Genomic DNA, 14,405 nt, shown 5'->3' on the forward strand with positions numbered 1-14,405 from the left:
AAGAATACTTTTTTTAACAAGATGAACATTTGAAAACCGCGTGTCTTGGAAGGTATTGTGTAGACTACCAATACCAAAATAAACTTTAGTTTCTTGGGCAATACTATTACAATATATCATGGGTAATAGCAGTAGTATTAGGACACATTTCATGATATTCTATAAATAAAGTGAATAGCTAGTTCAATAATTTGTTTGTACCAATTTATGAACAAGGTAATTTAGTAATATAAATTTTCATAAACAATTTATTTTGAGGGTCGGTAAGGGGAGAGTAGAAATAATAGTTTAATTAGATCAGCCTCTAATAATATCCCCTAACTACCTAATTCTTAACTACTCCAAACAACTGTGTGATTATTTGAATTTTGTGCTGCTTAATTTGAGACTGAGGGCTTCATTTTTCGGTGAGTTTTACTTACTTTGTTGTCCCATGTTTGTAAAGGATAATCATATCAAATCGGTAGAGCTTTATTTTGAAGAAAAGCTACGCGATATTTTTAGCGGAAGTGAAATTAAAACCATTTCTAAAAGCTTGATTGCACAACGTTTAGGTTTTGCTTTCGATGATTACCTCCTGCACAAAGATGGAACAGTGAGTGAATCTGATTTGCTCTTTTTTAGAGGGGCCATAAAACGACTTCTTGCAGGAGAACCCTTTCAATACATTTTGGGTGAGACGTATTTCTACAATTTGGAATTGAAAGTGAAGCCAGGGGTACTTATACCTCGACCAGAAACCGAAGAGTTGGTGAATTGGATAGTAGAAGATATTCAGGCACAGAAAAAGGAATCAGAAACCATAATCCTTGAAGATTGGTGTACAGGTTCGGGGTGTATAGCCTTAGCCTTGAAAAAAGCTTTGCCCAACGCTCAAGTTAAAGCCATAGATTATGACGATGCAGCTTTGACTGTTGCGCAAGAGAATGTCGTTTTTACTGGTTTGGAGGTAGTGGTTGAAAAACAAGATGCTTTGAACATTTCTCAAACAGCGCCGAAAGGTCTGGATGTGATTGTTTCCAATCCTCCCTACATTCCTAATGCCGACAAGAGCTTTATGGCCGATCACGTTTTAGATCATGAGCCAGGTATAGCCTTGTTTGTTGATGACAAAGATCCATTGGTTTTCTATAGAAACTTAGGGATGTATGGTATGGTTCACCTCAAAGAAGGAGGCAGTATTTATTTTGAATTGCATGAAAACTACGCGGCTGCAACACAAAATTTGTTGCAAAGCATGGGCTATTTCATGGTAGAATTAAAGCAAGACATGCAGGGGAAAGACCGCATGCTCAAGGCTACAAAATTTTAGACAATGAACGTTCGCGATAGAATAAAAGAATTAACAGCACAGTTGCATGCCTTAAACCATGCATACTATGTAGAAAATACATCTGAGGTAAGTGATTATGAATTTGATCAGTTACTCAAAGAATTGGAGGGTTTGGAAAAGAAACATCCAGACTTAGCGGATCCCAATAGTCCAACCAAAAGAGTTGGAGGTGACATCACAAAAAAGTTTGCAACAGTGGTACACCAATACCCTATGTTGTCTTTGTCTAACTCCTATTCGCAAGAAGAGATTCAAGAATGGGAAGCACGTGTGCGAAAGAATGTAGAAGGCGACATAGAATACGTTTGTGAGCTCAAATACGACGGAGTGGCGATAGGAATTCGCTACGAAAATGGTCGGTTTGTACAAGCTGTAACGCGTGGTGATGGAACACAAGGTGAAGATGTTTCTGCCAATGTGCGCACCATTAAAACAGTTCCTTTACAGTTGAAAGGAAATTACCCAGAAGAGTTTGAAATCAGAGGAGAGATTTTCTTTCCTTTAGAAAACTTCCACCAACTCAACGCCATGCGTGAGGAGTTAGGTGAGCCTCAATTTGCGAACCCAAGAAACACGGCTTCAGGAACCTTGAAAATGCAAGATTCTAAAGTAGTAGCTGATAGAGGTTTGGATTGTTTGCTCTATGGCGTATACGGTGGCGATTTACCGGGTACAGGTCACTTTGAAACCGTAGCGACTGCTGCCAATTGGGGCTTCCAAGTACCGAAAGAAGAAAAAAAATACATTGTTAAAACCAATTCTATTGAGGGCATAATGGACTTCATCAACCACTGGGATGTAGAAAGAGCCAATTTGCCTTTTGAAATAGATGGTGTAGTAATAAAGGTGAATGATTACGGTCAACAACAGGAGCTTGGTTTTACCGCCAAATCACCGCGTTGGGCCATCGCCTATAAATTTAAAGCAGAGCGTGTTTCTTCCATTTTAGAGGAAGTGACTTATCAAGTAGGAAGAACGGGTGCCATTACTCCAGTAGCGAATTTGCAACCGGTGCAGTTGGGTGGAACTACCGTAAAACGTGCTTCTTTACACAATGCCGATCAAATTGCAAAGTTGAATTTGCACGAACGCGATGAGGTGTACGTAGAAAAAGGGGGCGAAATCATTCCGAAAATTGTAGGGGTCAATTTAGACGCCAGAGCGGAGGATGCTCAGCCTGTAGTGTTTATTGAAAACTGTCCAGAATGTGGATCTGAATTGAAAAGGACAGAAGGAGAAGCGCAACACTATTGTCCGAACGACTTAGGTTGTAGACCGCAAATCATTGGTAAGATAGATCACTTTATTTCGCGCAAAGGGTTGAATATAGACGGACTAGGAACGGAAACCGTAGCACTTCTTGTAAACAAAGGGTTGATTGCAAATTACGCAGACCTTTACAAGTTGACTTTTGAGGATATCATAGAATTGGATAGAATGGCTGATAAGTCGGCCAATAACATGTTGCAAGGAATAGAAGCCAGTAAGCAAGTTCCTTTCGAAAAAGTCTTGTTTGGTTTAGGAATTCGTTTCGTAGGAGAGACAGTGGCCAAGAAAATTGCGCAGTCTTTATTGACCATAGATAAGATCCTTTCGGCAACTTATGATGAGTTAATTGCCATAGATGAAATCGGTGATAAGATCGCTTTGAGTATTCTAGCTTTTGCTCAAAATGAGGAGAATTTGGCTATTATTGAGCGTTTGAAAGAAGCAGGTTTGCAATTGGAAACAGTGGCAGAGGTGAAGGCATCGAACAAACTAGAAGGCTTGAAAATTGTAATTTCTGGAGTGTTTGAAAAGTATTCTAGAAATGAATTAAAAGCCATGATAGAAGACAATGGAGGAAAGAACGTAGGTTCTATTTCTGCCAAAACTTCTTACCTGATAGCAGGCGATAACATGGGACCTGCAAAATTGGAAAAAGCCAATACCTTAGGGGTGAAGATTATTAGTGAGTTGGACTTTGAAAAAATGTTGACAGGTGAATAAACGCGATATAGTTTTTTTAACGGAGTTCGAGAGCAAGGATATGACCAATCTCTTAAAAAGAGATATAGAAAAATCCTTTTCTAAGGATGAATTCAAAGTACATGTTCTGTTGTGGTACAAAGGAAAAAAATTGCCCGAAGATTTGAGCAACACCTTGGATACGCAATACCTCACGGGAGCTTCTTTTTCGATGTTTGGTAATTTGGATGCAAAGGCTTTACCCGGAGAATGGGGAAACAGTCCTTTTGCTCTGGTGAGTTGCCAAACCAAAAACAACAAGAAATTAGAAAAGATCATTGCTGCTTATAAAAGTGAATACAAATTAGTGCGTTCTGGTGTGGATTCAGCGGCGTCAAATGTTGTCATTACAGATGAGGAGCAAGACATCAGTAAATATTTAGAAAAAAGTAATAAGTACATAAATAAGTTCAAATGAATAACATGTTCAAAGGAGCAGGTGTAGCGTTAATTACACCGTTCAATGCTGATCTTACGGTAGATGAGCAAGGATTAAGAAAGTTGGTTCGACTTCAAATTGAAGGAGGAACAGACTTTTTGGTGGTACAAGGTACTACGGGAGAAAACCCTGTTTTATCACCAGAGGAGAAGGCGCATGTTTTAGACATCGTAGCAGATGAAAACAACGGAGAGTTGCCTATCGTATTTGGGGTAGGAGGAAACAATACCATGGCTATCGTAAATCAGTTGAAGAACATGAACCACGATGCTATTGACGGTATTTTAAGTGTTTCTCCATACTACAACAAACCAACGCAAGAAGGAATTTACCAGCACTTTAAGGCAATCGCAGAAGCTACGGAATTACCTATCATTTTGTACAATGTACCAGGTAGAACAAGCTCTAACATGTCTGTAGAAACTACTTTGCGTTTAGCACGTGAGTTTGACAATGTAGTGGCAATTAAAGAAGCGTGTGGAGATTTAGACCAAATCATGCAATTGATACAAGGAGCGCCAGAAGGATTTGATGTTATCTCTGGAGATGACAATTTAACCTTTCCTATGATAGTTTCTGGAGCGCAAGGTGTAATTTCTGTATCTTGTAACGCTTTTCCAGAGGTATTCTCAACAATGGTGAAAGCTGCCCTGTCTGATGACAATGAAACGGCAAGAGAAAATCACTACAAATTGTTCAACATCACCAACATGATGTTTGCAGAAGGAAACCCAGCTGGAGTTAAAGTTTGTTTGAAAGAAAGAGGAATTTGTGAAACGCATTTGCGTCTTCCTTTGGTTAACGTTTCAGCAGCTTTAGAAGCAAAATTAATTGAAGAAACACAAGCGATTTTAAAGTCGTAAGCGAAATTTTATATGGTATTTACAGAAGAGAAAATCAACCAACTCAACGTATTATTAAAGGATGCAAAACAGGTAGTAATTACTGCACACAAATCTCCCGATGGGGATTCTATCGGTAGTTCTTTGGCCTTGTATCACTACTTAAAAGAAGTGTACACAGGTGAATTACATATCTGTCACCCCGATGCTGCTCCCAAGTTTTTACATTGGATGCAAGGGGCAGATGAAATCTTGTCTTTCGAAAATAATATAGATGAGGTAAAGGCACATTTAAGTGCTGCAGATTTAATTTTCTGTTTAGACTTTAATTCATTCGGAAGGGTGGGCAATGAAATGCAGCCCTTCCTACTTTCTGCTCCAGGTAAAAAAGTGATGATAGATCACCACTTAAACCCAGAGGAAGAAGGTTTCGAAATTGTATTTTCTGATACTTCGGCTTGTTCTACTGCACAGTTAGTTTATGAGCTGATAGAAGCCAATGCAAATCAAACTAAAATTACCAAAGCGTGTGGTGAGGCCATTTATACGGGTATCATGACAGATACAGGTAGTTTTAGGTTCTCAAGTACGACTTCTAAAACCCATCGCATTGTTGCAGATTTGTTGGATTTAGGAATAGAGAACAACAAAATTCACGAAAATACCTTCGACAATAATTCTGTAAATCGTTTGCAATTGCACGGTTATGCCATTAGCAATAACTTGGAGATTTTACCAGAATACAAAACAGCCATTATCTACTTAACCAAAGAAGATTTAGAGCGTTTCCACTATGAAAAAGGTGATACAGAAGGATTGGTAAATACTGTATTGTCTATAGAAGGAATTCGCAAATCTATCTTCCTGAAAGAATCGGATGGAATAATCAAGATTTCTTTCCGTTCTATAGGAGAAGATAACCCTGTAAATACTTTGGCTTCTACTTATTTCCATGGTGGCGGACATAAAAATGCGGCTGGAGGTAGATATACCAAAGATTTAAAAGGGGCAATTGAAAAATTAAAATCCGTATTACCAGAGTTTTGCTAAAATCATTACGTATACTTCCGTTTTTGGCTGTATTTACAGCATGTACATATACACCTGAGGTGGTGGAAGATAAACCTACGCATTGGTCTACAGAGCAATCTGTCGAAATGAACCAACGTTTTGCCTTTGAACAAGAGGTGGAGATAAAGGTGTATTTAAAACGTCACCCTGAATTGGAGATGAAAAAGACGGAGACAGGATTGCAGTATGATATTTATAAAGATAGTGCTGGACCTACCATTCAAGAAGATGAAATAGCTCACGTGAAGTTTTTAATTCAACTTTTGGACGAAGATACGGTGTATCAAAGTGAAGGGAATACAACCAGTAGCTTTAAAGTGGACAAAAGCGATGTGGAATTAGGACTGCATCAAGGAATAAAAATGATGTCTGTTGGTGATAAAGCAAAATTCATTATGCCGAGTCATTTAGCCCACGGTCTACTTGGAGATATGCAAGAAATTCCACCCCTTGAAGTAATCGTAGCAGACATAGAATTAACAGCAATCACTTCTAAATAAAAAGATCCTTAATCATGAAATTGAATAACGCCTTAGTACCTTTTTTTGCACTTCCTTTCTTTTATGCATGTTCTATAGATGGAGTGAAAGATGTAGACAGTAACACGCCTTTTAATACAGTAGATAGTGCGGCAATGAACGCTGAAGATTCTTTGTCAAGCGTTAAAATGGATAGCGCTGATACCTTGGAAATCGTACAAAAAGATACGGTTAGCGAATTGGCTTTAGACAATGGAATTAAAATTACATGGTTTAAAAAAGGAAAGGGGCCTAAGGTTGAATTATATGATGTGCTGAGAATAGATTACAAAAATGCTTTAGAAGATGGTAAAGTATATGACGGTAATCATTTGATCAAAAAAACAAGTATTGCATATCCTTACGGTTGGAACATACAAACAGAAGGTTGGAAAATAGCCTTACAGTATTTAAGTGTGGGAGATGAAGTTGACATTTTTCTACCTGCTAAATTAGCGAGGGGAGAAAGGGGGATTCCTGGACTTGTTCCACCGAATGCGGATAACTATTTACACCTAAGTATTCTTGATAAAATAGCACCAGTTGCAAATGTAGATGGAATCAAAGTCTACACAATAGAAGAAAGCAAGGAAGAAAATGAGGCGGTAGTTACAGATAAGAGTAAAATTAAAGTTCATTACTTTGCACATTCAGCTTCTCAACCACGCTATGCCAACACCTATGCTGATGTGAAGCCTATATACATTGATATGGCGAATACAACAGAACTGCCTGCGTTGGTAAAAGCATTGAAAGAAAGAAAAAATCACGACAAAGTTTATGTTCATATTCCTGCAGCTCAAGCCTATGGAGAACAAGGTTTAGAAGGGAAAGTGAAGCCGAACGAGGATATCATGTACGACTTAATTATTTTGGACGTTAAGAATTAGGTACTGTTTTTTCAAAGGCAGATTCATATTCATTGAAGCGCGTGAAAATCTCTCGTACATAATTGTAGGTTTCAGATCCTCTCAAGTATCCGCTTCTTACCAATTCATCCTTATAGTATTTAGGGTTGTTCAAATTCAAGGCGATGATTTCAACATTATCGTCCCAAACGTTTGGATTTTTACCGTATTTCGTAGCTAAACGCTGAGCATCTTGTATATGCGCTAAACCTGCATTGTAGGTAGCCAGTGTAAATTTAATACGCTGAATAGAATCGGTAATCATGTGCCAATCTCCATAGTTTTTGTAGAGTTTTTTCATACCTCCACGTATCTGTGTTTCTGGCGAAGAATTAGGGTAGACGCCGTAGGACGGACCAACACCTGGCATAAACTGCATCAAGCCATAGGCACCAGCCCAAGATTTTTGACCTGTTTTAAACTTAGATTCTTGGTATACTAAAGCGGCCAATAAACGCCAATCCCAATTGTAATCTGCCGCAATTTCTTTAAAGAGTTTATCGTATTTAGAAATTTTCCCTCCACCTAAAGAAGAGAACTCATGTTGAGCTTTGGAAGAAAATTGAGAGATATCTAAATATTTGTGTTTGATGTAAGAGAAAGTACTTGTTTTCATGAAGTCTTTCAACCAACGGTTAAATTCATGTAATAGCACTTTGCTTGACTTACGCATACCAAATGCAATCTGCTGCTTTACGCTGATATTTAAATCTATGTCTATGTTAGGGTAGAAGCGACTATTGATTTGTGCAACATTTTGATCTGTAACGGTATAGTCTATGAGTCCATCGGCAACTTGTTCTATCAATTGTTCGGGCAATACGTCACCTTCAACAGCTTCTATGTAAATGGTGTCTCCGAGTTCATTTTGTAAGTTCACCAACCTATCATAATAAGAGGAATTTTTCCAAACGTGAACCTTTTTACCTATGAGTCCTAAGGGATCAGTAATCACGTCTTCCTTCCAAGCTTGTTTTCTGTTGCGTTCTCTCCAATCTTTGGGTTTGCGTTGAACAACCACTTGCGAGGAGCGCATGTAAGGATTTGTGAAGTTGATGGAACGTGCCCTTTCTTTGGTAACGGTGTAGTTACAGGCTATCATATCTCCCTCGCCATTGTTCAATAAATCAACAATATTATCGAGGTTGTGTACCATTTTGATTTCGAGTTGAACGCCTAAATGCTCGGCAAACTCTTTTAAGATTTCGTACTCTAAGCCCATTTTCTTACCCCTATAAATGAAGTAAGAAGCAGTAGAATTCTCTGCCAAAACAACTAATTTATCTTGCTCTTTAATTTCTTTTAAGTCAACTTTTATGGTGTTGGCCATGTCTTTAGACACGGGTTCAACCCTCATTTTGTTGGTGTTGACTTCACACGAAGTGAAGAATAAAGTGCTGATACTTAGAAGAACAGCCAGATATGTAGAGAAATTTCCGATAGTAGTACACTTTCTATTTCAAATTGAAATTACGTAAATTTTGTGAACCCGTACAATAAAAATTATCCACAGCCTCTTGCATATAACTATTGAAGTGTTTTGTAATTAGTGGCTCATTTTCTACGAATACTTGTTTAGCCTTGAACAATTCGTTAGGAAATGAAATTCTTCTGGAGAGCCCTCGCGCTGCACTATCAAGACCTTCTAAACTCCTGTAATTGAACAGCCAATTTCCCTTTTTCATATAGTCTAACATCATAAGGAAATGAGGAGAGTAATCGTAAACTAAATGATTCGTTTGTTGATAAAAGGCATTTACAAAATCATTAAGATCTTGAGGATGAAATTGTTTCCAGTTTTTGGCTAACAAATGATCAAAATATAAATCAACGGCTATGCCTGCTATTTTGGGTAAGTGGGGATAGAGGTGATGAAAGAGTTCTTTTACCCCTGTATTGGTGTCTATAAAACTATCAATGGCTCTGTGTAGTTTTATACCTTCTTGAATTTTTTGCGGTAGTCCTTCAAACTTATTTCCTTTAAAATAATCACCGTAAAGGTTGGCCACCATGAGTTCGGTGTCGTTACCAGAAAAGTAGAGATGTCCTAAAAAGTTCATCTCTTAAAGATAAACTTATTTGCCAATGTTTCACATAAAAAAAGGGAGACCTAAGCCTCCCTTCTTCATCCTCCTCAAAAGGATTATTTAATGATATTCATTTCTTCGATCAAGTTTGTAGCTTCACCGTATTTCTCGATTACGAACAATACGTAACGGATGTCACAAACAATAGTTCTTTGGATTTCTGGCTCGAAGTAGATGTCACCCGACATAGCTTCCCAGTTTCCATCAAACGCCGTACCGATTAATTGTCCATCAGCATTGATAACTGGAGAACCAGAGTTACCACCTGTGATGTCATTATTCGTTAAGAAGTTCACCGTTAAAGTTCCGTCTTCGTTTCCGTACTGACCAAAGTCTTTGTTTTCCCAAAGCGTTTTCAATTTCGCTGGAACAACAAACTCAGGGTTGTTTGGATCTTCTTTTTGCATCACTCCACTTAAAGATGTTGTGTAGTGGTAAGTAACCGCATCAGCTGGAGAGTAAGGAAGAACATTTCCGTAAGTCAATCTCAATGTTGAGTTTGCATTCGGGTAGAATTTCTTCTCAGGCATCATTTCACGAATACCTTTAACAAACAATCTGTTTGCTCTCTCTAATTTCTCTTCAGCAGTTTGAATTTCCTCAGTTCCTGTCGTTTCCGCGTAAGCTGCGTTAATAGATTCAATTAACACGTATAAAGGATCCTTCATCAATTTCTTCATAGAGAATTTTTCCATGAAAGCATTGAAGTTCTCTTGGTTAGCGAATACAGATTTCTTTTTGATTTTAGCAATGTACTTAGAAATCGCATTTTTGCTTCCTAACTTTTGAACCAATTCTGGTTGTTGCGCTGCAGGAACATCTTGGTTGTACATTTTCAATACTTCTTCCAAGATTTCGAATTCGATGTCCATGTTTGCGTTGGCGTAGAAATCATTCATCAACTCTGCTAAACGCGCTTTGTATGATTCAACTGTTTCTGTTTGACCCGCTTCATGTGCTTTTTTCAAGAAAGTGTAACGGAATACATTCAAGTTTAAATCTACAGAGTAAATAAACTCTGATTGGTAAACTTTGATGTTGATGATGTCATTCGTAGTTGCGTAAGCATCTTTGATGTCTGTCATCACTCCTTGGTACAAATCTTTGCTTGCAGTAAATTCATTGAATTGTGCTTCAATAGCTCTTTTCTTATCGGCAACTTTATTGTTTTTCAACTGTTCAGTTTGTCCGATGAAGTATTTCCAGTAGTTAGCAACTTGTGCGTATTTAGAAGAGTATTTTAAACGAACTTTTGTGTCTTGGTCCATGTGTTTTTTCATGATTTCCAATTTCTTCGCTCTAACATCTACTCTTTTTGGTTGCTCTAAGTTTACCGCTTGCTCAATTCCGTAAGAAGAAAGGTAACGGTCTGTAGATCCTGGGAAACCTAAGATCATTGCGTAATCACCTTCTTGCACTCCTTTGATAGAAACAGGAAGAGAGTGACGTGGTGTGAAAGGAATGTTTTCAGCATTGTATTTTGCTGGTGCATTATCTTTCCCTGCGTAGATACGGAACATAGAGAAATCTCCTGTATGACGAGGCCATACCCAGTTGTCAGTATCGTAACCGAATTTACCAATAGACTGAGGAGGTGTTCCTACTAAACGTACATCATTGTACTTTTCAGTAACAAATAAGTAAAACTCGTTTCCTTCAAAGAAATCTCTTACGAAAGCTTCGTAGTGTGTACCTTCTGTTGCTTCCTTTGTTAAAAGCGCAGTAACTTCTTTGATTTTCGCTTGCCTATCTTCCAAAGTCATAGACTCACTTAAATTCTTGTTTACTTCTTCAGAAACATCTGCAATACGAACCACGAAATTTGCAAATAAACCTGGTACTGGAATTTCTTGACTTTTCTCTTTCGCCCAGAAACCATCATCTAAGTAGTTGTGTTCTGGTGTAGAAGCCCCAGCAATTGCATCGTAACCACAGTGGTGGTTTGTTAACAATAGACCTTGGGTAGAAATAACCTCCGCAGTACAGAATCCTCCGAAACTTACTATGGCATCTTTAATAGAAGAATTGTTGATGCTGTAAATTTCTTCTTGTGTAAGGTTAAGTCCATGCTTTTTCATGTCCTCATAGTTTCTGCCCAATAAAAATGGTAGCCACATACCTTCGTCGGCTTTGGCAACATTTAAACAGAATAAAAATGAAGCTAATGCAAATAGTTTTAATCTCATTATTGTTTTTTTTGATTTTCCACAAAAATAACAGCTTCCCGGAAATATAAAGCTTCTATTGTGATGAATAGTAATGGAATGGGTTTATTGGTTGTGATAGTGAGGGAGGTGTTCATTCTTGAACATAAAAAAAGCTCCGAAGTTCGGAGCTTTTCAATTTTATAAATGAGCTGTTATGCTTCTTCTACTTCTGCAGTTTTACTCAATTTCTTTAATTGCATTAAAGTAGAGAAGGTACTGTCTATATCATTAGAGTTTACAACGATGGTGAACTCATTGGTTGTTGAAACAATTTCAACAATGTTGATTCCTTCCCACGCTAAGTGCTTTAAGATGTAGTAGTAAATACCACTAATCTCTGTGTTCACTGTAGGCAATTTAACCGTAACACTGGCTAAATCTGGTGAGTGAGAAATTTCCTTTTCAGAGTTAAACACCTTACGGATGTCTTGCGCTAAAGAAGAAGAAGTAATAATGGTAGTTTCACTAACCCCTCTACACACGGCATAGAAAGTATCGCGTTTATCAGCCAAAATTTGCATCAACTCCATTTGACGCATGGTTAATGTATCAGAGTTTTCAAAGGTGAAATCCTCCAAATCACTACGCACTAAGAAGTCTCCCAAACTTCCCATAAAGTTTCTAATCTTCAAGTCTATCTTGTGATAGAAACCAGGCGTCATACGTTTGATGGCCATAATGATGGCTCCTTCCTTAATTTCTTTCTTAAGGTTTTCTTCTATCTCTGGCTTAATTTTTCTAGCAAGCGCCGATACGTTTATTAAATCTTCCGTCAGTGCCTCTCTTAAAAAGGGTGACCGATTAATTATTGTTTCTGTTATTTTCCCAATTGTCAGCATGTGGTTGTAAATAAATTCTAAAAACGTGAGCGAAATTAACATTTATTTCAAAAATAAACTCACATTTCGATTTCGTGTTAAATATACATATATTATTTTAACACAAACAAGTACTATTCATTAAATTTTAGTACTCCATTAATTCATTTATAGCAGTCAAAGCTCTTTCCTTGGGTAAAAAGTTAATTTCTAAACCAGCATCGAAAGGCACTGGAGTATCTAAAGAAGCTACACGTCTAACAGGAGCATCTAAAAATTTAAAGCAATTTTCAGTAACCAGGGCACTAATTTCAGCTCCAATTCCACCTGTCATACAATCTTCATGTAGCACTAAACATTTACCAGTTTTCTTCACAGAGGCGTAAATTGCTTCTGTATCCAAAGGTGCCAGAGTTCTTAAGTCTATGATTTCTGCATCTATTCCAGATTCTGCAACAATTTCATTTGCCCAATGCACCCCTAAACCGTAAGTAATAATGGTTAAAGCTTTTCCTTCTCTAACAGTGTTCGCTTTTCCTATTTCTATCGTGTAGTAATCATCGTGTACTTCTTCTTTTATACTTCTGTACAAGAATTTGTGCTCAAAGAACATCACAGGGTTTGGATCTTCTATGGCTGCAGCTAACAATCCTTTTGCCTCTGATGGAGAAGATGGATAAAGAATTTTTAAACCTGGTGTATGGAAGAACCATGCTTCATTACTTTGCGAGTGGAAAGGTCCGGCAGCAACACCTGCACCGGTTGGCATACGCACTACTACGTCGGCATTTTGTCCCCAACGCCAGTGAATTTTCGCCAAGTTGTTTACGATTTGGTTAAATCCACAGGTTACGAAATCTGCGAATTGCATTTCTACAACAGCTTTCATTCCTTTCATGCTCAATCCTAAACCTGTACCAACGATAGCAGATTCACAAAGCGGTGTATTACGCACTCTTTCTTTACCAAATAGGTCTACAAAACCTTCTGTGATTTTAAATACACCTCCGTATTCAGCAACGTCTTGTCCCATAATTATAGTTTCTGGGAAACGCTGCATTGATTGTTTCAAACCATCAGAAATGGCATCAATTAGTCTTTTCTCTGAGGTACTGTTAGAAACAGGTGCTATAACTTGTTGCTCATAAGGGGCAAACAAGTCTTCTATTTCTTTTTCTGTATTCGGAACTATTTTCTCCTCTGCTGAGGCGATGTCTAATCCGTTCTGAATTTCCTTTTTAATTGATTTAGTTAAATCTTTTATAAAGGCTTCATCTATCACTCCTTCTTCTTTTAAGAAGAGTTCGAAGTTGGTTACAGGATCTTTAATTTGCCATTCGTCTTGTATGCCTTCTGGGTAGTATTTCGTTCCAGAAGCTTCTTCGTGCCCACGCATTCTGAAGGTCATACATTCTAATAGTACAGGTGCTGGATTTTCACGCATCTCCTCGGCTAAATTTCTAATTGTAGAAATAACCTCCAAAATGTTGTTACCATCTATTTGCACGGCTTTCATTCCGTAACCTATTCCTTTGTCTATAAATTGCTTACACGCGAATTGTTCTGAGCTCGGCGTTGATAATCCCCAACAGTTGTTTTCTACTGTAAAAATTACAGGTAGTTTCCATACCGCTGCTACGTTTAATGATTCGTGGAAATCACCTTCAGATGCTCCTCCATCTCCTGTAAATACGATGGTTGCCTTCTTTTCATTCTTCACTTTATTGGCCAAGGCTATACCGTCGGCAATACCTAATTGTGGACCTAAGTGAGAAATCATTCCAGCTATCTTGTAGTCTTTCGCTCCAAAGTGGAAAGAACGGTCTCTTCCTTTGGTGAACCCAGACATTTTCCCTTGAAATTGAGCGAAAAGTCTGTTCAAAGGAATTCCACGTGTAGTGAATATCCCTAAATTCCTGTGCATAGGAAGGATGAATTCATCCTCATCCATAGCTAAAGCAGCTCCAACAGAAATTGCTTCTTGTCCCCAACCTGAGAACCATTTAGAAATTTTTCCTTGACGAAGAAGAATCAACATTTTCTCTTCTATCAAACGCGGTTTTAAAATCGCGGTATATATGTCCTTCAATTCTTGATCAGAATACGCAGTTCTATCGTAGGTTATAGATCTTTTTTCAAGGATATCCATGTTAAATATTTTACTTTTTAAAACAA

Annotated in this window: 12 protein-coding genes; 7 read left to right on the forward strand and 5 right to left on the reverse strand. The window is 37.9% G+C overall.

The genetic code is table 11. The features are described from left to right. Positions 1-433 precede the first annotated feature (433 nt). From prmC to BM327_RS00350, 7 genes are read left to right on the forward strand one after another with little or no spacing between them, the layout of a single operon-like run. Positions 434-1,312 (forward strand): peptide chain release factor N(5)-glutamine methyltransferase, encoded by an 879-nt coding sequence (gene prmC, locus BM327_RS00320; protein ID WP_090244917.1) that lies wholly within the window; start codon positions 434-436, stop codon positions 1,310-1,312. 3 nt (positions 1,313-1,315) lie between these two features. Continuing rightward, the gene (gene ligA / locus BM327_RS00325; RefSeq protein WP_090244921.1) at positions 1,316-3,322 is read left to right on the forward strand and encodes an NAD-dependent DNA ligase LigA; all 2,007 of its coding nucleotides are present in this window, start codon (positions 1,316-1,318) and stop codon (positions 3,320-3,322) included. Continuing rightward, the gene (locus tag BM327_RS00330) at positions 3,315-3,758 is read left to right on the forward strand and encodes a hypothetical protein (RefSeq protein ID WP_139230183.1); all 444 of its coding nucleotides are present in this window, start codon (positions 3,315-3,317) and stop codon (positions 3,756-3,758) included. Before ligA ends, BM327_RS00330 begins: the two co-directional genes overlap by 8 nt. Then, positions 3,755-4,642, forward strand: coding sequence for a 4-hydroxy-tetrahydrodipicolinate synthase (dapA, locus tag BM327_RS00335; protein ID WP_090244934.1), 888 nt, complete (start codon positions 3,755-3,757; stop codon positions 4,640-4,642). The genes BM327_RS00330 and dapA overlap by 4 nt, the downstream gene beginning before the upstream one ends. Before the next feature lie 12 nt (positions 4,643-4,654). Further along, entirely contained in the window at positions 4,655-5,671 is a 1,017-nt protein-coding gene (locus tag BM327_RS00340) for a DHH family phosphoesterase (protein ID WP_090244937.1), read from the forward strand. Further along, positions 5,665-6,192, forward strand: coding sequence for an FKBP-type peptidyl-prolyl cis-trans isomerase (locus tag BM327_RS00345; RefSeq protein WP_139230184.1), 528 nt, complete (start codon positions 5,665-5,667; stop codon positions 6,190-6,192). Before BM327_RS00340 ends, BM327_RS00345 begins: the two co-directional genes overlap by 7 nt. A gap of 14 nt (positions 6,193-6,206) precedes the next feature. Continuing rightward, on the forward strand, positions 6,207-7,100 hold the full coding sequence (locus BM327_RS00350) for an FKBP-type peptidyl-prolyl cis-trans isomerase (RefSeq protein WP_090244946.1): 894 nt from the start codon (positions 6,207-6,209) through the stop codon (positions 7,098-7,100). On the opposite strand, the gene BM327_RS00355 is transcribed toward BM327_RS00350, so the two are convergent. The 5 genes from BM327_RS00355 to BM327_RS00375 all read right to left on the reverse strand — a co-directional run bounded on the left by BM327_RS00355 (position 7,090) and on the right by BM327_RS00375 (position 14,379). Further along, entirely contained in the window at positions 7,090-8,475 is a 1,386-nt protein-coding gene (locus BM327_RS00355; protein ID WP_090244951.1) for an MltF family protein, read from the reverse strand. The two genes, BM327_RS00350 and BM327_RS00355, sit on opposite strands and share 11 nt — an antisense overlap. 97 nt (positions 8,476-8,572) lie before the next feature. After that, on the reverse strand, positions 8,573-9,178 hold the full coding sequence (locus tag BM327_RS00360) for an acyl carrier protein phosphodiesterase (protein ID WP_090244959.1): 606 nt from the start codon (positions 9,176-9,178) through the stop codon (positions 8,573-8,575). An 83-nt stretch (positions 9,179-9,261) separates the two neighbouring features. Further along, positions 9,262-11,391: a S46 family peptidase gene (locus BM327_RS00365; RefSeq protein ID WP_090244963.1), complete on the reverse strand. Its 2,130-nt coding sequence runs from the start codon at positions 11,389-11,391 to the stop codon at positions 9,262-9,264. 173 nt (positions 11,392-11,564) lie between these two features. Continuing rightward, on the reverse strand, positions 11,565-12,251 hold the full coding sequence (locus BM327_RS00370; protein ID WP_090247571.1) for an aspartate kinase: 687 nt from the start codon (positions 12,249-12,251) through the stop codon (positions 11,565-11,567). Positions 12,252-12,378: 127 nt separating this feature from the next. Next, positions 12,379-14,379 carry an alpha-ketoacid dehydrogenase subunit alpha/beta gene (locus BM327_RS00375; protein ID WP_090244968.1) on the reverse strand — a complete coding sequence of 667 codons (2,001 nt, stop codon included), beginning with the start codon at positions 14,377-14,379 and terminating at the stop codon, positions 12,379-12,381. Between the last annotated feature and the right edge of the window lie 26 nt (positions 14,380-14,405).

Origin of the sequence: Lishizhenia tianjinensis (genome assembly GCF_900116425.1) — a bacterium.
In the GTDB taxonomy this organism is placed as follows: domain Bacteria; phylum Bacteroidota; class Bacteroidia; order Flavobacteriales_D; family Crocinitomicaceae; genus Lishizhenia; species Lishizhenia tianjinensis.

Excerpts from the sequence above, each read along its gene's own strand:
- prmC (WP_090244917.1), top strand. The coding sequence starts at position 434 with ATGTTTGTAAAGGATAATCATATCAAATCGGTAGAGCTTTATTTTGAA.
- ligA (WP_090244921.1), top strand. The coding sequence starts at position 1,316 with ATGAACGTTCGCGATAGAATAAAAGAATTAACAGCACAGTTGCATGCC.
- dapA (WP_090244934.1), top strand. The coding sequence starts at position 3,755 with ATGAATAACATGTTCAAAGGAGCAGGTGTAGCGTTAATTACACCGTTC.
- BM327_RS00340 (WP_090244937.1), top strand. The coding sequence starts at position 4,655 with ATGGTATTTACAGAAGAGAAAATCAACCAACTCAACGTATTATTAAAG.
- BM327_RS00350 (WP_090244946.1), top strand. The coding sequence starts at position 6,207 with ATGAAATTGAATAACGCCTTAGTACCTTTTTTTGCACTTCCTTTCTTT.
- BM327_RS00355 (WP_090244951.1), bottom strand. The coding sequence starts at position 8,475 with ATGAGGGTTGAACCCGTGTCTAAAGACATGGCCAACACCATAAAAGTT.
- BM327_RS00360 (WP_090244959.1), bottom strand. The coding sequence starts at position 9,178 with ATGAACTTTTTAGGACATCTCTACTTTTCTGGTAACGACACCGAACTC.
- BM327_RS00365 (WP_090244963.1), bottom strand. The coding sequence starts at position 11,391 with ATGAGATTAAAACTATTTGCATTAGCTTCATTTTTATTCTGTTTAAAT.
- BM327_RS00370 (WP_090247571.1), bottom strand. The coding sequence starts at position 12,251 with ATGCTGACAATTGGGAAAATAACAGAAACAATAATTAATCGGTCACCC.
- BM327_RS00375 (WP_090244968.1), bottom strand. The coding sequence starts at position 14,379 with ATGGATATCCTTGAAAAAAGATCTATAACCTACGATAGAACTGCGTAT.